We start from the raw sequence: 20,295 nt of genomic DNA, 5'->3' as shown, positions 1-20,295 counted from the left end.
TGCCACAACGTTCTATTGGTTTGGGCCAACACATACCTTGGTTTATGCTGATGAGCTTTAAGGTTGGAGATATGCTGGTCAGCCTGACGCTCCTGCCAACCGGTGCGACTTTCAAAGATGCCGCGTCTCGGAGGATGATTTCCTGAAACTCTGCGGCAGATGCCTACCGTCTTGACGACCTGACGCAAACGTATCCTAATTGGAGTTCCAAGCGTCCTCCTGCCAGGAGGCCCTCGTGCAAGAGCTCTCACGCTACGTAGTTTCGCCGTTGCGCGAGGGCCACGTTGCTCTCTCCCGCGGCTCTGGAACCGGCTTGTCTCCAATTCTCCTTGTCTCCGCGGCAGAAGACTCGCTCGGTAGCGTCGAACGGCTGGAGCACGAATATGCGCTCAACGCCGAACTCGACGCCGGCTGGGCCGCACGACCGATCGCGCTGACGCAGCACGACGGCCGCATGACCCTGGTGCTCGAGGATCCCGGCGGAACGCCGCTCGATGGACTGCTTGGCCGACGATTGGAGATATCGCAATTTCTGCGCATGGCGATCCCGCTTGCGGGGGCGCTGCGCCGGGTGCATGCGCGAGGTCTTGTTCATAAGGACATCAAGCCTGCAAATATCCTGGTTGATGTGGCACGCGATGGGGTGTGGCTGACCGGGTTCGGCATTGCCTCGCGTCTGCCACGCGAGCGCCAGGCTCCGGCCCCGCCGGAGGTGATCGCGGGCACGCTCGCCTACATGGCGCCGGAACAAACTGGCAGGATGAACCGCTCGGTGGACTCCCGCAGTGACCTCTACGCGCTGGGCGTCACCTTTTACGAAATGTTGACGGGCAAGCTGCCCTTTACGGCCGCCGATCCGATGGAGTGGGTGCACTGCCACATCGCGCGTGAGCCGGAGCCCCTTCACGAGCGCGTCGCAGGCGTCCCGGGGGTTCTCTCAGCAATCGTGATGAAGCTTCTCGCCAAGATTGCCGAGGAGCGCTATCAGACCGCCGCGGGTGTCGAGGCCGACCTCCGGCGGTGCATGACGGAATGGGAGACGACCCGCCATATCAAGCCATTCCGGCTGGGGACAAATGACATCTCGGACCGGCTGTTGATCCCCGAGAAGCTCTACGGCCGGGAGCGCGAGATCGCGGCGCTGGTTGCAGCTTTCGACAAGGTTGTGTCCCAAGGCACCACCGAACTCGTGCTCGTGTCCGGCTATTCCGGCATAGGGAAGTCCTCGGTAGTCCACGAGCTGCACAAGGTGCTCGTTCCGCCGCGTAGCCTGTTCGCGTCCGGCAAGTTCGACCAATACAAGCGCGACATCCCATATGCGACGGTGGGCCAGGCGTTTCGGGATCTTGTCTGCTCGCTCCTCACCCAAAGCGAGGAGGATCTTGGCCGCTGGCGGGTCTCCCTAAACGAGGCGCTGGGCCCGAATGGCCAGCTCATGGTGAATCTCGTACCCGAGCTGGAGCTCGTCATCGGAAAACAACCACCGATCGCGGACCTGCCGCCGCAGGACGCGCAGAATCGATTCCAGATGGTTTTCCGACGCTTCCTCGGCGTATTCGCGCGCGCGGAGCATCCGCTCGCGCTGTTCTTCGATGATTTGCAATGGCTGGATTCAGCGACCCTTGACCTCCTCCAGGATCTGGTAACGCACCTGGAAGTGCGGCACTTGCTGCTGGTCGGCGCCTACCGGGACAACGAGGTTGGACCCTCCCACCCGCTGCTGCGAACGGTCGATGCTACCCGCAAGGCGGGAGCGTTGGTGGAGATTAGTCTCGCGCCACTCTCCCACAAAGACCTGGAGCGGCTCATTGCGGATACGCTGACCTGTGCACCGGACGATGCTGCCCCGCTGGCGCGACTGGTGCACGAGAAGACGGACGGCAATCCGTTTTTCGCCATACAGTTCATTTCAGCTCTCGCCGAGGAGAAGTTGCTCCGCTTCGATCCTGACGCCGCACGTTGGTGCTGGGAGCTCAATCGCGTTCACGCCAAGGCGTACACCGACAACGTCGTGGACCTCATGGTTGGGAAATTGACCCGCTTACCGCTCGAGACTCAAGCCGCACTACAGCAGCTCGCCTGCCTCGGCAACGTCGCCGAAGTGACGATGCTTTCGATCGTTCTCGGGAAACCGAACGAGGAGGTCAGTTCGGATCTCTGGGAAGCAGTTAGTCAGGAATTCGTCACACAGTCGGACGGCTCGTACAGGTTCATCCACGACCGTATCCAGGAAGCCGCCTATTCACTTCTGCCCGAACGGTTGCGCCCCAGGGCGCACCTGCTGATCGGAAGGCTGCTCGCGGCGCATACCGCTGAGGAGAAACGCGAAGAGGCCGTCTTCGAAATTACGAATCAACTCAACCGCGGCAGCGCCTTGATCACCTCGCAAGACGAGCGCGAGCAGCTGGCCGAGCTAAACCTGATTGCGGGCCGTCGCGCCAAGGCCTCTGCCGCCTACGCATCGGCGCTCACCTATCTGGCCGCCGGTGCGGCCTTGCTGCCTGAAGACTCGTGGGAGCGCCGGCACGAACTTACCTTTGCCCTGGAGCTGCACCGGAGCGAATGCGAGTTTCTCACCGGCGCGCTGGTGGAAGCTGAGCGGCGCCTGGCGACCCTGTCGACCCGCGCAGCAAATACCATGGAACGAGCCACGATCGCTTGCCTGCGCGTGGATCTGTATACGGCCCTTGATCAGAGCAGTCGCGCCATCGCCGTTGGTCTCGACTACCTCCGACATCTGGGCATCGACTGGTCGCCGCATCCGACGAACGAGGAGGCGCGACGTGAATACGAGCGCATCTGGTCGCAGCTCGGGAGTCGCACGATCGAGGATCTGGTCGATTTGCCTTTGATGAACGACGCGGCATCGCTGGCAACGCTGGATGTCCTGACCAAGATCGGCGCACCTGCCGTGTACACGGATGCGAACCTGGTTGCCCTGGTCGCTTGCCGAGCAGTCAATCTCAGTCTTGAGCGCGGCAACTGCGACGCTTCCTGCAGCGCCTATGTATGGTTGTCCATGGTCGCCGGCCCGCGTTTCGGAGACTATCGGACCGCTGTATATCGCTTCGGTCAACTCGGCTACGACCTGGTCGAAAGACGCGGACTGACGCGTTTCCAGGCCAGGACATATATGGAGTTTGGATATGGCGTTGTGCCCTGGACGAGACATGTCCGGGCTGGCCGCGATCCGGTACGCCGCGCGTTCGAGGCGGCAATCAAGAACGGCGATCTCACTTATGCCTCCTACTGCGGCGACCAATTGAACACAAACCTTCTCGCGGCGGGCGATCCGCTCGCCGAGGTAGAACGTGAAGCCCGGCAGGGCCTTACGTTTGCGCAGAAGATGCGTTTCGGGCTCGTTATTGACGCCATCACCACCCAGCTTGGACTGATCCGAACGCTGCGCGGCCTGACGTCGACATTCGGCTCGTTCGATGATAGCCAGTTCAATGAGGTTCGGATCGAGCGGCGTTTTTCAGATAATCCGGATTTGGCTTTTGTCGAGTTCTGGTACTGGGTCCGCAAACTGCAGGCGCGCTTCTTTGCTGGCGACTACGCGGCGGCCATCGATGCCTCGTTGGAAGCACGACGGCTGTTGTGGACTTCGATCTCACAATTCGAAACGGCGGAATATTGCTTGTACGATGCGCTGTCTCGGGCTGCCTGGTGCGATTCCGCTGACGACGGCGAGCTGCAGCAACACCTGGACGCTGTCGGTGCGCATCACAAGCAGCTCCAGGTCTGGGCGGCGAATTGCCCGGACAATTTCGAAAACCGCGCCGCGCTGGTCGGCGCCGAGATTGCGCGAATCAATGGCCGCGATATTGACGCGATGCGCCTCTACGAACAGGCCATCCGCTCGGCCCGAGCCTACGGCTTTGTTCACCAGGAGGCACTCGCCAACGAGCTTGCCGCCCGCTTCTATGCGACGCGAGGCTTCGACAAGATCGCTCGTGTGTATTTGCAAGACGCCCGGTACGGCTATCTGCGTTGGGGAGCAGATGGCAAGGTCCGGCAACTTGAACAGCTTCATCCGCATCTCCGCGATGCTCCAGTTTCTGCATCTTCCACCGCCACTATTGGCAGGCCTGTCGAGCAACTGGATGTCGGGACGGTGCTCAAGGCCGCGCAGGCGGTTTCCGGCCAGATCGTCCTCGATGAGCTCATCAAGACGCTCCTGCGAATCGCGATTGAGCATGCCGGCGCCGACCGGGGTCTGCTTGTTCTGTTCTCCGGCGACGAATTACGGATCGCGGCGGAAGCGACAACCGGCCGCGACCGGCTCGAAGTCACGCTGCGCGATACGACGGCGGTGTTACCGGCCGAGCTTCCCGAATCCGTGCTCTATACCGTGATCCGGACACGGGAAAGCGTGATCCTTGATGACGCGCTCACGCAGAATCCTTTCTCTGCGGATGGGTACATCGGTCAGAAGCACGTCCGGTCGGTGCTCTGTCTGCCGCTGCTAAAGCAGTCAAAGCTGATCGGGGTGCTCTATCTCGAGAACAGCCTGGCGCCGCACGTATTCACAACCGCCCGGATATCAGTGCTGGAACTGCTGGCGTCGCAGGCGGCAATTTCGTTGGAGAATGCCCGTCTGTACAACGATCTCGCGGAGCGGGAGGCCAGAATCCGCCGTCTGGTCGACTCGAACATCATCGGAATCATGATCGGAGATTCTCGCGGCCACATCGTCGAAGCCAACGACGCCTTTCTCGACCTGTTGGGCTATGGCCGCGAAGACCTTGTCTCGGGTCTGATACGGTGGACCAAGCTGACGCCTGCCGAGTGGACCGCCTACGACCAGGATGCAATTGCCCAGCTGAGCGCGACCGGGACCTGCAGGCCGTATGAGAAGGAATATTTCCGCAAGGATGGCAGCCGCGTGCCGGTTCTGGTCGGGGGAGCCTTTTTCGAGCGGAAACAAGACGAGGGGGTTATCTTTGTCATCGACATGACGGAGCGCAAGCGGGCTGAGCACGCACTTCGCGACAGCGAGCAGCGGTTTCGCGATTATGCCGAAACCGCCTCCGACTGGCTCTGGGAAACCGGACCTGACCATCGCGTTACCAGTATATCGGAGCACGTCAATGCTGTCGGCCTCGCGCCCGGCCTGCCGGGCGTAGCTCGCTGGGATATTGCGACTGACGTCGAATCAGAGCCCGAAAAATGGCGACTGCATCGGGAGACGCTTGATGCACATCGGCAATTTCGCGATCTTGTGTATAGCACCATGGGCGAGAGTGGATCTCTGGTGCATGTCCGGGTGAGTGGCAAGCCGGTTTTCGATCAGAAAGGTGGTTTCCTCGGCTACCGGGGCACCGGCGCCGACATTACCGCAATAATCCGCGCAGATCTCGCCGAACAGGCGCTGCGCGAGGCGCAGGCCGAGCTAGCGCACATAACGCGGGTGACGACGCTGGGAGAGATGACAGCCTCTATCGCTCATGAAGTGAACCAGCCACTCGCCGCCGTCATCGCCAACGCCGAGGCCTCGCTGCGCTGGCTCGATCGCGAAACTCCTGACCTGGCCGCAGTTCGGCGCTCGGTGGAATGGGTCATAGACGACGCCAATCGAGCGCATGAGGTCATCCGACGTGTCCGCTTGCTTGCGAAAAAGACTGACCTTGAGAAGGCACCGGTCGACCTTAATGAGGTCGGCAGGGAAGCCATCGCTCTGGTAAGAGGCGAGTTGATCAGCCACCAGGTGTCGGTGCGAACGGAGTTTACACCCGCTCTACCGGTAATCCCGGCTGATCGCGTCCAATTGCAGCAGGTCATTATCAACCTGGTGATGAATGGCATCGAAGCGATGCAATCGGTCACCGATCGACCGCGCGAACTGGTGGTCCGATCCGGCCAGGACGAAGCACAAGTGCGCATAAGTGTAACGGATTGTGGCGTTGGAATCTCCGCCGATAATGCGGACCACCTCTTTAGCGCCTTCTTCACCACCAAAGCGAGCGGCATGGGTATGGGACTCTCGATCTGCCGTTCGATCATCGAAGCCCACGGCGGCCGACTGTGGGCCACGGCAAACGTACCCCACGGCGCGACGTTTCAGTTCACCCTGCCGGTGGATGCAGACAATACGCCATGAAGTTGCGCTCATATGCGAACGGAGCAGAGCCAGGTGGAGGATAGTGCGACTTCGCCGGCAGCATTCGCGTCGCGCGTTCTTCCGGTGATTGGCATTGCCATCACTATTGCCATCTTCATTGTTGACATCATTACCCCGGGAGACAGCGCCGTCGCCGTGCTCTACGTGGGCGTTGTGGTGCTGGCTGCCAGATTCCTTCAGAAACGTGGTCTTGTGCTCGCGTCGTTGGGATTAATGGCGCTGACGGTGGCAAGTTCTTGGTTGTCTGAGCCCGGTCAATCGCCGGCCATCACTCTTTCGACCTGCGTTCTCAGTCTGGCGGCCATTGGTGTTACGACTTTCCTCGCTATCCAGGGTCAATCGATGGAAATGGTGCTGCGCGAGCAGGCCGGACTCCTCGATCTCACCCACGACACTGTCTTCGTGCGCGACATAAATGATGTCATCATTTACTGGAATCGCGGTGCCGAAGAGCTGTACAAATGGAAAAAAGCGGAAGCCGTCGGCAAGTCCTCGCATCAACTTATGCAGACGGTCTTTCCCATGCCCCTCGAAGAGATCATGGCCGAGTTGCTTCGCACCGACCGCTGGGAAGGGGAGCTCGTCCATACAAAGAAAGACGGCACCCAGGCGACGGTGGCGAGTCGGTGGTCCGTGCGACGGGATGCACGGGGCCGTCCGGTTGCAACCTTGGAGACCAATAACGACATCACGGAGCGCAAGCAGGCTGAAGAAGCCTTGCGACGAAGCGACGCCTATTTAGCAGAAGCGCAGAGATTAAGTCTCACGGGTAGTTTTGGTTGGAAAATTTCCGGTGGGGAGATCTTCTGGTCGGAAGAAACTTTCAGAGTTTTTGGATACGACCGAACAGCCAAGCCCTCGCTGGACCTGATCTTACAACGAGTCCATCCGACTGACATTGCTCAAGTGCGGCAGCTGATCGACCACGCAACACGCGACGGGAACGACTGGGAGATTGAACATCAACTGCTGATGCCTGATGGCTCGGTCAAGTCCGTGCACGTTGTGGCTCGCGCCGCAAACGATAAATTGGGCGGCGTCGAGTTCGTGGGAGCAATCATGGACGTGTCTGCGGCCAAGCGGGCCGAACAGGAGCTGCGCCAGGCACAGGCGGAACTCGCTCACATCTCGCGCGTCACGGCATTGGGTGAGCTCGCTGCCTCAATCGCCCACGAAGTCAACCAGCCCATCACCGGGGTGGTCGCTAACGCCGAGGCCGCCTTGGGCTGGCTGAGAGCCGAACCGCCCAATCTGGACCGCATCCGCGAGATCCTCGGCCAGGTCGTCAATGACGGTATGCGTGCTGGCGACGTCATCCATCGAATCCGCAGCCTCATCAAGAAGGCGCCCCCACACAAGGCGTGGGTTGACGTCAATGAAGCTGTCCTCGACGTCATTACTCTCACCCGGAGCGAACTACTCAGGCATGGCGTCTCGTTGGAGACCCAGCTCGCGAAGGCCTTGCCACTTGTCGAAGGCGACCGCGTCCAGCTGCAACAGGTGATCCTCAATCTGATCCTCAATGCCGTCGAATCAATGAGCGGCATCGACGAGAAGGCGCGGCAAATACAGATCAGTACCGAGAGAGAGGCGTCGAACCGCGTGCTCGTCGGAGTGCGGGATTTTGGCCCGGGGCTACACACCGAGAGTGTGGGCCGCCTTTTCGAGCCCTTCTACACGACCAAATCCAACGGCTTGGGCATGGGCCTGGCGATCTGCCGTTCGATCGTCGAGGCTCACGGTGGGCAGATCTGGGCCGCCGCGAACGAACCTCGGGGTGCCGTCTTTCAATTCTACCTCCCGCTTGAACTGCGGTAGCCGGGTCTCAGGTAAACGATGCCGCGGTTGGCGTTAGAAGCCGTCTGCAATCTCTTTTATCCCGTCGAGTTCTGCTTTCTTCTCGCGACAGAGCCTCGTCATCGGGAAATCCGTGTCGCAGAAATCGTTGATGCGCACGAGGTCGATCCGGGTTCGCAGCCTGCCGACACCATTAAATTCTATGTTAGAAAATCGGTGCGGACATGCGAGCAGCTTGCAACCGCCTGGCCGCTTTTGGATTGACGGGCAAGAGCAAACATAGCCTAATCAATGGCCATGATAGTCCGCATGGCAGGAATCCCCGTGAAGGAGCTCTTGGACTACGTGTTCTCACGGGCGGTCGACATCGACCGGGGTTCCGGCAACGGCTTGCCCCCGATCCTGCTTGTTGCCGCGGATGGCGAACCGAGCTATCGCATCGGAAGAGCGGTGAAGCCGCATGGATTTCCTGCCGAACCTTCCAGCCACGGCCAAGAGTCGCTCCCATGGTGAACACGACCGCAGTCGTGTTGGAGGAACAGGATTTCATCCTCACGAGTTTGTCTCCTGGTCGGAGGCAGAAACGACTTGCTCTGGTCGTCGTGTTGGCGTTGCTGGCTGCGCTCACGGTAGCGCCAGTCTCGAACATCCAGCTGGCGCGTGTCGACGCCGTGGTCCCGGCCTATGGCACGGCGAGTTTCGTGAACGACTCGATCACCGCAGTCCTGCTGTTCGCCCAGTTCTCCGTCTTGCGTTCGCGCGCCCTCCTCGCGATCGCAAGCGGATATGTCTTCACGGCACTCGTCGTCGTCGCGTGGTTGCTGACCTTTCCGGGCCTGTTTGCGCCGGCCGGCCTGCTCGGTGCCGGACTGCAGACCACGACCTGGCTCTACATTCTATGGCACAGCGGTTTTCCGATGTTCGTAATCGCCTATGCTTTGTTGAAGAATGCAGAGCCAACGAAAGTTGGGGGCTCTGCGGGTACGGCCATTCTTTCGAGTATTGCCGTGATCGCATCTGTCGTATCTCTGGCGACATTTTTTATCATAGCAAGCGATCGACTGATGCCTCGCCTCATGATTGATGCGACCCATATTGCCCCGCTCTGGACCTATTCTGTCGGATTATCGGCGCTGTTGAGCGTCCTTGCACTCATCGTACTTTGGACTCGCTGGCGTTCAGTGCTCGATCTCTGGTTGATGGTGGTGATGTGCGCGTATGTGACGGAGTTATCTCTCAACCTCTCGTCACGCTTCACCGTTGGCTGGTATGCCAGCCGCGCCTGCGGGCTCGTCTCCGGAAGTCTCGTCCTGTTTGTCCTGTTGTGCGAGACGACCTTCCTTTACGCGCAGCTGCTCCGCGCGGTCTTTGCACAACGCCGCGAGCGCGAGGCGCGCCTCATGACCGGTGACGCGGTCGCTGCGACGATAGCTCACGAGGTCAAGCAGCCGTTGACGGGGATGATATCGAATGCCGATGCGGGCTTGCGCTGGCTTGAGCGCCCGATCCCCGATCTCGAAAAAGCAAAGGCGTCATTCAAGAACATCGTCGCTGACGGCCATCGCGCCGGAGCGGTGATCGGAAGTGTTCGGGCGATCTTCAAGAAGGACACTCGGAGCAGGATTCAGCTCAACATCAACGATCTCATCGAAGAACTGCTCGCGTCGATGCGCAGTGATCTGCAGAGACACCGGATCAACGTGCAAGTCGAATTGGATGCGCAGGTACCGGTGACAAGAGGCGACCGAATCCAGCTACAGCAGGTGCTCGTTAACTTGATCACGAACGCAATCGATTCGATGGTGTCCACGGATGTAAAGCGGATCCTGTGCGTAAGGTCCGGAGTCAACGACGATGGCAGCGTATTGGTATCGATTGTAGATACGGGCTCCGGCATCGGCCGCCAAGATGCGGATCGAATATTCGACCCGCTGTTCACGACAAAGTCCGACGGTATGGGAATGGGCTTGTCGATCTGTCGTTCGATTATCGAGGCCCATGATGGCCGGTTGTGGGTTGCGCCGAACGAGGCCGAGGGCGCGGTCTTTCATTTTGTCCTCCCCACCGACCGCGGAGCTATCGCATAGGGCATTCGCGGCTTCTGCAACTGACATGTCCGCGTCGTGATGGCCGGGACAAGCCGGGCGAGCCAGGGAACGTGGGCTGATAGCCATATGTGATAGCCTGCCTCCGCAGGGGTGCACTGCCAAAATATCGAAAACAACCCCATGCAAAGTAGCCGGCGGCTGCCAGCGCTCGACACGACACCTTGACATGTCGGGCAACTCAGCGGTATTATTCCATTATTCCGAAATCGCGCAAGCACCCCTCGCCCCGGACTATCGCGTTTGCGGGACCTCTGCAGCTGACGTTTCCACGTCGTCATGGCCGGGCTATGGGACGTGGCCGTAGCCATATGCGATTGCCCTGCCGCTGACCGGGTGACCGTCGTCGACGTTTCTTCGATAACGCCCGCGCGGTAGCTGGCGTTGTGCGAAACTGCTGCCGCAGAAAAGCCCACCGATCTAGCCCCTTACTGACCGTAGCAGCATCCTTTAACAGGGGGAGTTAATAGTCCTTGTGATCGTTCGGGCTCTTCCCAAATTACGTTGTGGCATGAACCGAAACAGGCCGTCGATATGATGGATTCCAGTATCCACTATTTGCCGCTGACACCCGGATTCTTTTCGATCCTGGTTTTTCTGGCGTTGGCGCTGGTCATCCTGATCCAGCTCCGTATTCTCAGATATGCCTATATGCGGCTTGGCGTGGGCCCGCGGGCTGCTCTCCTGCTCCTGTTCGGCTCATTGATCGGAAGCTACTTCAATCTTCCGATCACCGTACTGCCCGGGCCGCCGGTCCAGTCAGGGCAGATCGTCGACTACTTCGGCATGCGCTATGTCGTTCCATTCGTGGTTTCACCCAGCACCATCTTGGCGGTGAATATCGGCGGTGCGGTGATCCCGACGTTGATGTCCGCTTATCTCATGCTTCGCTATCAGCTGTGGCTCAGGGCAGCGATCGCCGTCGCCATTGTCGCCGTCATTGTGCATTCCGCGGCGACGCCTGTGGCAGGCATGGGCATTGCCGTGCCTGTGTTTGTCCCGGTCATGGTCACGGCAATCCTTGCACTGATGCTCTCCCGCCAATATGCAGCGCCGCTGGCTTATGTCGGCGGCTCCATGGGAACGCTCATCGGCGCCGATATTCTCAACCTGGACAAGATCGGCAGCCTGGGCGCACCGATCGCCTCCATCGGTGGCGCCGGGACATTTGACGGTATATTCCTGACCGGGATCCTGGCGGTGCTGCTCGCGGGCCTTGTCTCGCCATCGCGGCTGCAGCCAGCGTCGTAGGCGAACGGACGCGTGACAATGGCAGCGCCGCACCATCTGTCAGAATGCCGACGGCGGTTGTGAGCCGTGAAGATTAGTCCAGGACCATGTCGCCGGGCCAGGTCTTGCTGGCCGCGTTTGCCTTGGCTTGCGCATCATCGGCCGTTGCTCGCGGATTGCTGACCGCGCCTGGAATCTCAACGTTGAAACGGGTTCCGCCACAGTACGCGGCATTTTGCTCACCGCAAATCCTGTGAACATCCGGATGTACGGTTCGAGCCGCAAATGCCGGCGTCCCACCTAACAGCACGACCGAGACTGCGACCAGCTTTGTGATAGTTATCAAACGCATTGCCGTACTCCTTCTTGATGACGCGTCTGCACTCCAACCGTTCAAACCGGCCACCGTGCGCAGAACGCGACGATTCTTGCTTATGAAGGAGATGTGATCGCATTTGGTGAACGCCGCTAAACTCCGCTTTAGAAACCGTGCAGGAGCGTCACGATCGCGGCATCGCGGATTTGCGTGTGCGTTGACGGGGCGCATGCCGTGACTAAACCGATTTTTAATTGAAACATCGCCGAACGAGGGAGACGTATGTACGACCCGGTGTGCACGCGGCAGATCGCCATCTGCATGCGGTTGGAGACACCTGGCTATCATCGAAGAGGTCGCTCCCATGTTGCAGAAAACACCGCTCACCACTCCCACCACGCTTTCGGAAGAGGCGGTCAGTGATATTTCGGCCGCATTGACGCTGCTTCTCGCGGACGTATTCGCACTGTATCTGAAGACCAAGAATTTCCATTGGCACATGTCCGGCCCGCATTTCCGCGATTACCACCTGATGCTGGATGAGCAAGGCGACCAGCTCTTCGCCATGACGGATCCTGTCGCCGAACGCGTGCGGAAGATCGGCGGGACAACCGTTCGTTCGATCGGGCATATCGCGCGCGTTCAGCGCGTCGTCGGCAACGATGCCGCGTATGTGGCGCCGCTCGACATGATCGCGGAACTCCGCGACGACAACGCGACGCTGACGCGCAACATGCGCGAGGTTCATTCACTCTGCGACGACGCGGGAGACGTGGCGACCGCAAGCCTGTTGGAGAACTGGATCGACGAGACCGAGAAGCGAATCTGGTTCCTCTTCGAATGCGGTCAGCCCTCCTGAGCCCCGGACAGGAGCACCAATGAGCGACAGGAACAGCCGCACAATTCCCAAGCGTCGGAAGATACAAAAGAACGCTCGATCGACACGATCAACAACGCAAGAAGAGGAATGGGAACGTGTCAATGCTCAGCTCGACGATGCGCTCAGACAAACATTCCCTGCCAGCGACGCGATATCGATCGTTCAGACCGTTCGCTGCGGCTAAAGCACGGAGACCGGAGCCTTTTTACGGCTTGGGGATGAATTCTCCGGACATCCTGTAGTGACCATCCGTACGGCGGCCGGGCGTTCATCCCAACATTCGGACAGTGCGCGCTGCTCGGATCTCCTTGATGAGATCATCGACACCGGCAAGTGCGAAGCTGAGCGCAGCTTCGTCGACGAGGCGCCCGCTGTGCACCCACTGATGCACGCTGCCAATCACGATCTGGGGTCGAAAGGCCGTGCGAGCCGGTGGCGATATAAGCGTTTCGTTCATTTTTGCTGCGCGCGTACCCTCGAAGATTAAAACAGAATTTAGAGGACCTGCGCGCGAACAGCGCCGATATTGCATTGTCGGCCCAAGCCTTCACGCTGGCGGTCAGGACACGGATCGGGCCGCCCGAAGCAGCGATACGCGCAACGTCATTCAGGAGAATCGCGACATGCAGCAGCACGCTACGATCATCGAAGCAAGTTTCATACGCGATGCCGACTTGAAGTCGGCGAAGGGGCCGCGTCGGCGACCGATCCACGGAACACTGGCGTTGTTTTCCGTTGCTTATTTTGTCGGCGCTCTGGCCACAGATTTCATCTACTGGCAGATGCCGGATGTGTTGTGGGAGAGGTTCTCGATCTGGCTCATTGCCGCCGGTCTGGTCGTGGCGGGCTTCGCGACCATCGCCTACGCGATCGAGCTTGTGGTCGGCGAGCGAATCGACCTGCCTGCCTGGCCGCGTGTGGTTGGCTACGCGCTCGCGGTCCTGCTCGCGCTGACAAACGCCTTCGTTCACAGCCGCGACGGTTACACCGCGGTGGTCCCGACCGGCCTGATGCTGTCGGCACTTGTCGTCGTCGTTTTGGTGTTGACAGCCGTTGCGACCAGAATCCTGACAAATCGCCATCGGTTCGGAGTTTAAGCACTATGCACATCCTCAAGCATGCACGTGTGGCGAAGCTGCCGCATCTCGCCGCTCTTCTCGTCGCCGGCCTCGGACTCGCTGGCTGTGACAGTGGCGGTGATCCGGAAGTCCAGATCGGCGCCAATCCCAAGCTGCCCGCTTTGCAGCAGTATTTGCTGCCGCCGATTCACATCGCAAAAGCCGTAGGATGGGGCGAGGAAACTCCGACCGCATCGGAAGGACTGCAGCTTCGCGCGCTGGCGACCGGCTTCCAGCATCCACGCTCCGTCTATGTCCTGCCCAATGGAGACGTGCTGGTGGTCGAGAGCAATGGCCCGAAAGCGCCGATTTACCGACCGAAGGACATCATCACGGGCTGGGTGCAGACGTTTGCCGGCGCCAAGGCAAAGGACGAAAACCGCATCACGCTGTTGCGCGACACCGATGGCGACGGCATTCCCGACGTGCGAAGCGTATTCCTGGATCATCTCAACTCGCCGTTCGGCGTCGCCTTGATCGGTCACGACCTCTACGTCGCGAACACTGATGCCATCGTCCGCTATCCGTATCAGGACGGACAGACCAGCATCACCACAGCGGGCACCAAGCTCACGGATCTTCCCGGCGGACCGATCGATCATCACTGGACCAAATCGCTGTTGGCCAGTCCGGACGGCACCAAGCTCTATGTCGGTGTCGGGTCGAACAGCAACATCACCGAAAACGGCATCGGGGCCGAATATGAGCGTGCCGCGGTCTGGGAAGTCGACGTCGCCTCGGGCGCGCATCGCATCTACGCCAGCGGCCTGCGCAATCCGACCGGCCTTCAATGGGAGCCTGAGACCGGCAAGCTCTGGGCCATCGCCAACGAACGCGACGAGATCGGACCCGACCTGGTTCCGGATTACATGACGTCGGTACGGGACGGCGGCTTCTATGGTTGGCCCTACAGCTACTACGGCCAGCATCTGGACCCTCGCGTCATGCCGCAGCGGCCCGACCTGGTGGCCTCGGCGATCGTGCCGGACTACGCGCTGAGCTCACACGTCGCGCCACTGGGATTCGCGATGTCCCACGGCACCGGTCTTCCCGCCAGCTACCGCAGCGGTGCGTTTGTCGGCGAACACGGGAGCTGGGATCGAACGCCGCTCAACGGCTACAAGGTGGTCTTTGTGCCATTCAGTGGCGGGAAGCCCAGCGGCCCGGCGCAGGATGTCGTCACAGGTTTCCTGGATCAGAACAATCACGCGCGGGGACGGCCGGTTGGCCTGGCCGTCGACAAGAGCGGCGCGTTGCTGATCGCCGATGACGTCGGAAACACGGTGTGGCGGGTGTCGGGCTCCACATCGAAGCCTGCCAGTTAGCGAAGCGCGCCTCCAGCCTGTCGTCAAATGAACAGCCCGCATGGCGCAGAGAACGGGCGCCATGCGGGCTCCGCTCGCCGAACGCACGGATTCAAGATGGTTAGCGCCCATCCCGAACTGCTGGTCCGTCTAGACGCGATCGGCGCCGTCATGCTGAGCGTGACCGGAGCATTCGCCTACACCGGTGGCTGGCCCTCGCCCGCGCGGCTGACGCAGGATCGGCTAATGGCCGCCTTTCGCGATGCCAATGGCCGCGATCCAACGACCGGAGAACCATCCAACGAAAACAGAGACGTCCCCGACTGCAAATCATAGACGCTCACGGCGGCCGGTTGTGGGCCACGGCAAGCTTGCTGCACGGCGCGACGTTCCAATTCGCGCTACCGGCGAACGCAGACGCGCCAGCTTAGCATTGTGCCCTGTGCACACAGCATGGCCTGCATTCAACAGCCTCGGCAGATGTTTCCGATCGCCCGATCGACGGCAGTTTCTTCGGGGGTCGGCTTGAGCATCGCGTCCGGGACCGCGGAGACGTCGGCCGATGTTGGCTGATGATGCGGCGGAAGCGGCGCGCTCCCAACCAGCCTGGGATCCGCTGTCAATGAGGGCGGGACCGTTGGATTCGCCGGCGCCAACAGGCTTTGCATCCCTTCCTCACGCATGCCTTCCTCATGCATTCCTCCCCCATGCCCGCCGCGGGCATAGCTGGCGGAGAGCCCGGTGAGCAGGACCACGAAGGTCGCCATGATCAGTTTTCGCATATCGCGCTCCTTGCACAATTGGTGTTGAAGGCTTCGACGCGGTTGTTGATGCGGTCGGCGCTCAATGACCGAAGACCCCGGATCGTCCGGAGTCCACTCTCGTTGAAGCGGCGGTGCTCGCGCGCGGATCGCCTACTCGCGGACGAGATAGTGTCGAAGCATCCTGTGCCCGATAACAATCGCGTCACTTCCGCGCCACCCGTCGAGCGAGGCCATTCGGCCTTGGCGGGATGAAGCCGAATTTAATAGGGCCACGCAATCGGCATCCCCACCTTCACTCCATACGGCGTTGGCGTTTTCGTTCGGATCTGCCGGCGTCTGAAACGACTTGTGGCGAACAGTTCGCCCATCCCAAAGGAGAATATTATGAGAGGACGAGTGATGATGATTTTGGCGAGCGTGGCGCTCGCCGGCAGCCTGCTTGCTACCGACGCACAAGCCCGTGGCGGTGGCGGTGGAGGGGGCGGCCATGGCGGCGGCTTCGGCGGCGGTTTTGGCGGAGGCCACATGGGCGGCTTTAGCGCCGGTCACGTCGGCGGTTTGGGCGGAGGCATGGCCGGCCTTGGCGCGGAGCACGTTGGCGGCGCGTCCACGGGTCGCATGGCAGATGTCGGGCATGACCGCCTTGATGGCGGACGGCATCGTTTCGCCGGCAGCGGCTACTACGGCGGCGGTATGGTTTGTCCGTACTATCCGCACGACCTCTACGACCAATCGTACAACTGCCCCTTCTGAACGGGAGCCCGATCCGGAAGCCGCGAACGCGCGGCTTCTGCTCCCCCGGACCCGCCTGGAGCATTGGCGAAAACGTGTCTAACGCCAAATCTGTCAGGCCGACGGCACCAGCCGCAGCGGCCTCTCGCGACTGCTGGGCCGGATCGAAGCGCCACTGAACAACGCCGCCGGGCAGGCGCTTGCACCATGCAACGGGCATCGCACAGCCGCCCTGCCTTTCAATTCGAATTTAATGTCCTAAACCTCAATTTAGTGGGCCGTCCGCGCGCTGCGCCTATCATCTGGTGATCCGCTCGACTTTCAGCGGCAGCCGATATCCGACTTACCACGACGGAGTGACCGACATGGGCATTGAGGGACAATTCGCAGGCCTCGCAATTCGAACCCGGCGCGAGCCGGCGCGCTCAGGAAGCGGCCGCAGCAGAGGTTATCTCGACGACATCAGGCGCTTCGCCATGCTGGAACGAGACCAGGAGTATAACCTCGCCAAACGCTGGCGCGAGCACGGCGACCGTGATGCTGCCAACCAGCTCGTGACAAGTCATCTGCGTCTCGCTGCCAAGATCGCCATGGGTTACCGCGGCTACGGTCTGCCTGTGTCTGAAGTCATCGCAGAAGGCAACATCGGCTTGATGCAGGCACTGAACCGATTCGAACCCGAGAAGGGCTTTCGCTTTGCCACCTACGCGATGTGGTGGATCAGGGCGTCCATACACGATTACATCCTGCGTTCGTGGTCCCTCGTGAAGATCGGAACCACCGCAAACCAGAAGAAGCTGTTCTTCAAACTGCGCTCCGCGAAAAGCAAGATCGCCGCATTGGAAAGCGGCGACTTGCATCCTGATCAGGTGGCTCTGATCGCTAACGACCTTAATGTCGCGAGCCAGGATGTCGTCGAGATGAATCGACGGATCTGTGGTGATAAATCCATCAATACACCGATCAACAATGATGGCGAATCCGGCGAATGGCAGGACCAGCTCGTTGATCAGTCGCCTTCTCCGGAAGCCATCGTCGTCGAACAAGACCAGAAGGAGCATCAGCTCAAGGCTCTGGCCGCCGCAATCGCGACGCTGGATGACCGCGAGCGCCGCATCTTCGAAGCACGACGTCTGACCGACAAACCGCTGACCCTCGAGGACCTGGCGGAAACGTTCAACGTCTCGCATGAGCGCATACGGCAAATCGAGGCTCGCGCATTCGAGAAAGTGCGAAAAGCGACCAAGAACCTCGCCATGCAGGCACAGCTGGCGCGTACTGGCGACCTAGGGCGTCCAAACTGAAATCCGATCTACGGATACGTTTGAGGCCCCAAGTTGCCCCATCGCCGATCAACCCGCCTGCACCTCTTTGCGCCTCGTGGGGCCGCTCTTTGAATCAACCGCCTCCCCCAATCGTCGCAGCTCCTCATGGACAGGCGACGCTTGCAGCCGAACCGGTGTCGACTTATAGGACGGCGTTCCGGATTTGGCGTCATAATGATCGAGCGCCACCAGGACGTTCGCTTCCGGATAGTACATCGCGATCGAACCCTGCGCGATATCGTAGGCGACCGCTGTGAGGTTGCACATAACCCGTTCTTCCGCTTTCGATTCCGCATCGGACACGACGGCGATATCGACGAGATCACCATGCCTCAAGCCGCGGCTGGCGAGGTCACGTTCATTAACAAATACGACGTCGCGTCGCCCCGTAATTCCGCGATAGCGGTCATTCATGCCGTAGATTGTCGTGTTATACTGATCGTGACTTCTGATCGTTGTGAGCGTGAGGGTTTCGCGATCCGTCACGCGCGGATCTTCATCCAGTCCGGCATAGACAAGAAAATTGGCCTTTTTCGTCGGCGTCCGCCAATCACGCTCTGACGCAGCAACATAGAGCCGAAATCCACCCGGCGTCTGAATGCGGGCGTTGAAATCCGCAAACTCCGGAAAAATTGCTTCGATGCAATCGCGGATCCTTCCGTAATCGGAAATCAGGTCCGCCCATTTGACTCGCGTGCCCGGCAATGTGGCGAGCGCCAGTCCCGCGATGATTGCCGGTTCTGACTTGAGATGCTCGGACGCCGGTTTCAGGCGGCCGCGCGAGGCATGGACCATCGACATTGAGTCTTCCACGGTGACCGATTGAGGACCGGTCGCCTGCATATCGATCTCGGTGCGTCCTAGACAGGGAAGGATAAACGACTGTTTCGCGAGCAGCAGGTGGGACCGATTGAGCTTAGTGGCGATATGCACCGCGAGATCGAGCTTGCGCATCGCGGCGAACGTGACATCCGGATCGGACATCGCAACGGCAAGATTACCGCCGAGGCAGACCAGCGCCTTCGATCGCCCATCCCGGATCGCTTCGATGGCTTCGATCGCGTTGTGGCCCTTGTGGCGCGGCGGTTCGAATCCGAACTCGCGGGCCAGTCCGTTCAAAAGCGCGTCGTTCGGAATCTCGGTAATGCCGACCGTGCGATCGCCCTGCACATTCGAATGGCCGCGTAACGGAGATATCCCGGCACCCTCGCGTCCGAGATTGCCGCGGAGCAACAACAGATTGGCGATTTGCTGCACATTGCCGGTGCCGTGTCGATGCTGGGTGATTCCCATGCCGTAGGTGATGATGACGCGCTCCGCCTTGGCGTAGTTGTTGCCGGCGGCCTCGATATCGGAGCGCAACAGACCGGAGGCTTCCTCAATCGCCTCCCAAGAGGTCGCTTCAAGGTCAAGCAGGAGATCATCTATTCCGGTCGTATGGTCTCTGATGAAGTCGCGATCGAGAATACCAGGGCCGCCTTCCGCGAGACTTTTAGCGTCGAGGGTCACGATGGTCTTCATCATCCCCTTCAGCACCGCAATGTCGCCGCCAACCTTCACCAGACGGTAGGTCGAGGCGATCGGCGTTGAGCTTAGTGTCAACATTTCGACGGGGCTCTGCGGCGACGTGAACCGTTCGAGCCCGCGCTCGCGCAACGGGTTGAAGACGATAATCGGCACTCCCCGCCTGGAGACCTCGCGCAGCGTCGTCAGCATGCGGGGATGATTGGTGCCGGGATTGTGGCCGATACAGATCAGCGCGTCGCAGTGATCGAAATCTTCCAGTGTTACGGTTCCCTTGCCGACACCAATCGATTGCGGCAGGCCGACACTCGTCGCCTCATGGCACATGTTCGAGCAATCGGGAAAATTGTTGGTTCCGTATTCCCGCGCGAACAGCTGATAGAGAAAAGCCGCCTCATTGGAGGCGCGGCCGGACGTATAGAACTCAGCCATGTCCGGATGCGGCAACTCACGGAGCGCGGCGCCGATCCGCGCCAGCGCCTCGTCCCACGAGATCGGCAGGTATCTGTCGGTTGTCCGGTCGTAGACCATCGGGTGGGTCAAGCGCCCCTCGTTCTCGAGATCGAAGTCCGGCCGACTCCAGAGTTCGCTGACCGTGTAGGTTGCAAAGAATTCCGGCGTCGTCCGCTTGGCGGTCGCCTCCCAGCTGACCGCCTTGGCTCCGTTCTCGCAAAACTCGAACGAGGAGGTATGTTTGGGATCGGGCCAGGCGCAGCCCGGGCAATCAAACCCATGCGGCTGGTTCATACTGAGGAGACCGCGCGTCTCCTTTACAAGGGCCCTCTGACCGCGCAGCGCGTCTGCCACGGCTTTTAGAGCGCCCCACCCCGCCGCAGCTCCCTCGTAATCGCCGACGCCTACGACATCGTCGTCGGTCATTGTGCTCTCCATCGTGGTGACGCGTGGCCGAAAGACGATCTCGGTGTCCAGACGGGTTTCCGTCCGAGATGATGGACGTTGGCACCGGGCGCGACATGCTCAATTAAAAAAAGATTTAGCATCGAGAGGTCTGGCTTCAGCGGGTCTTCATCGACGCAACCCGAAGCGAATCTGAGTCGGAGAATAAACGCGTATTT

General features: G+C 60.3%; 13 protein-coding genes. 11 read left to right on the top strand and 2 right to left on the bottom strand.

Annotated elements, in window-relative coordinates:
* Nucleotides 1–235: 235 nt before the first annotated feature.
* From UP10_RS32540 to UP10_RS32495, 9 genes are all read left to right on the top strand, one after another.
* Complete coding sequence (locus tag UP10_RS32540; RefSeq protein ID WP_502692306.1) at nucleotides 236–6,103, top strand: ATP-binding sensor histidine kinase; 5,868 nt, start codon at nucleotides 236–238, stop codon at nucleotides 6,101–6,103.
* Between the two features lie 33 nt (nucleotides 6,104–6,136).
* Nucleotides 6,137–7,942: a PAS domain-containing sensor histidine kinase gene (locus tag UP10_RS32535; RefSeq protein WP_044591387.1), complete on the top strand. Its 1,806-nt coding sequence runs from the start codon at nucleotides 6,137–6,139 to the stop codon at nucleotides 7,940–7,942.
* Nucleotides 7,943–7,969: 27 nt separating this feature from the next.
* Entirely contained in the window at nucleotides 7,970–8,185 is a 216-nt protein-coding gene (locus UP10_RS44715; RefSeq protein WP_156180442.1) for a hypothetical protein, read from the top strand.
* A 242-nt stretch (nucleotides 8,186–8,427) separates the two neighbouring features.
* Nucleotides 8,428–10,008, top strand: a complete 1,581-nt coding sequence (locus UP10_RS32525) for a sensor histidine kinase (RefSeq protein WP_044591272.1) — start codon at nucleotides 8,428–8,430, stop codon at nucleotides 10,006–10,008.
* 555 nt (nucleotides 10,009–10,563) lie between these two features.
* Nucleotides 10,564–11,277: a DUF1614 domain-containing protein gene (locus tag UP10_RS32520; RefSeq protein ID WP_044591386.1), complete on the top strand. Its 714-nt coding sequence runs from the start codon at nucleotides 10,564–10,566 to the stop codon at nucleotides 11,275–11,277.
* A 662-nt stretch (nucleotides 11,278–11,939) separates the two neighbouring features.
* Nucleotides 11,940–12,431: a Dps family protein gene (locus tag UP10_RS32515; RefSeq protein WP_245322019.1), complete on the top strand. Its 492-nt coding sequence runs from the start codon at nucleotides 11,940–11,942 to the stop codon at nucleotides 12,429–12,431.
* A 443-nt stretch (nucleotides 12,432–12,874) separates the two neighbouring features.
* The gene (locus tag UP10_RS44710) at nucleotides 12,875–13,549 is read left to right on the top strand and encodes a DUF2231 domain-containing protein (RefSeq protein WP_156180440.1); all 675 of its coding nucleotides are present in this window, start codon (nucleotides 12,875–12,877) and stop codon (nucleotides 13,547–13,549) included.
* Between the two features lie 5 nt (nucleotides 13,550–13,554).
* Nucleotides 13,555–14,895, top strand: a complete 1,341-nt coding sequence (locus UP10_RS32500; RefSeq protein ID WP_044591269.1) for a PQQ-dependent sugar dehydrogenase — start codon at nucleotides 13,555–13,557, stop codon at nucleotides 14,893–14,895.
* A gap of 96 nt (nucleotides 14,896–14,991) precedes the next feature.
* Nucleotides 14,992–15,210 (top strand): hypothetical protein, encoded by a 219-nt coding sequence (locus UP10_RS32495; RefSeq protein ID WP_044591268.1) that lies wholly within the window; start codon nucleotides 14,992–14,994, stop codon nucleotides 15,208–15,210.
* A gap of 128 nt (nucleotides 15,211–15,338) precedes the next feature.
* Here UP10_RS32495 and UP10_RS32490 read toward each other — a convergent pair whose 3' ends face one another.
* Nucleotides 15,339–15,656, bottom strand: coding sequence for a hypothetical protein (locus UP10_RS32490; RefSeq protein WP_044591267.1), 318 nt, complete (start codon nucleotides 15,654–15,656; stop codon nucleotides 15,339–15,341).
* A gap of 378 nt (nucleotides 15,657–16,034) precedes the next feature.
* Between UP10_RS32490 and UP10_RS44705 the strand changes: the two genes are divergently transcribed.
* Together UP10_RS44705 and rpoH are read left to right on the top strand one after the other, a co-directional pair.
* Nucleotides 16,035–16,391: a hypothetical protein gene (locus tag UP10_RS44705; RefSeq protein ID WP_197086951.1), complete on the top strand. Its 357-nt coding sequence runs from the start codon at nucleotides 16,035–16,037 to the stop codon at nucleotides 16,389–16,391.
* 344 nt (nucleotides 16,392–16,735) lie between these two features.
* A complete protein-coding gene (gene rpoH / locus UP10_RS32480) occupies nucleotides 16,736–17,674 on the top strand; it encodes an RNA polymerase sigma factor RpoH (RefSeq protein ID WP_044591384.1) in 939 nt (312 codons plus the stop codon).
* A 48-nt stretch (nucleotides 17,675–17,722) separates the two neighbouring features.
* On the opposite strand, the gene UP10_RS32475 is transcribed toward rpoH, so the two are convergent.
* Entirely contained in the window at nucleotides 17,723–20,098 is a 2,376-nt protein-coding gene (locus UP10_RS32475) for an FdhF/YdeP family oxidoreductase (RefSeq protein ID WP_156180438.1), read from the bottom strand.
* Between the last annotated feature and the right edge of the window lie 197 nt (nucleotides 20,099–20,295).

Source organism: Bradyrhizobium sp. LTSPM299, assembly GCF_000938235.1.
Classification (GTDB): domain Bacteria; phylum Pseudomonadota; class Alphaproteobacteria; order Rhizobiales; family Xanthobacteraceae; genus Bradyrhizobium.
This window is presented reverse-complemented; position numbering and strand designations above follow the sequence as displayed.

Coding starts and splice junctions, on each gene's coding strand:
- UP10_RS32525 (WP_044591272.1), top strand. CDS start 8,428: ATGGTGAACACGACCGCAGTCGTGTTGGAGGAACAGGATTTCATCCTC.
- UP10_RS32520 (WP_044591386.1), top strand. CDS start 10,564: ATGGATTCCAGTATCCACTATTTGCCGCTGACACCCGGATTCTTTTCG.
- UP10_RS32500 (WP_044591269.1), top strand. CDS start 13,555: ATGCACATCCTCAAGCATGCACGTGTGGCGAAGCTGCCGCATCTCGCC.
- UP10_RS32495 (WP_044591268.1), top strand. CDS start 14,992: ATGGTTAGCGCCCATCCCGAACTGCTGGTCCGTCTAGACGCGATCGGC.
- UP10_RS32490 (WP_044591267.1), bottom strand. CDS start 15,656: ATGCGAAAACTGATCATGGCGACCTTCGTGGTCCTGCTCACCGGGCTC.
- rpoH (WP_044591384.1), top strand. CDS start 16,736: ATGGGCATTGAGGGACAATTCGCAGGCCTCGCAATTCGAACCCGGCGC.
- UP10_RS32475 (WP_156180438.1), bottom strand. CDS start 20,098: ATGACCGACGACGATGTCGTAGGCGTCGGCGATTACGAGGGAGCTGCG.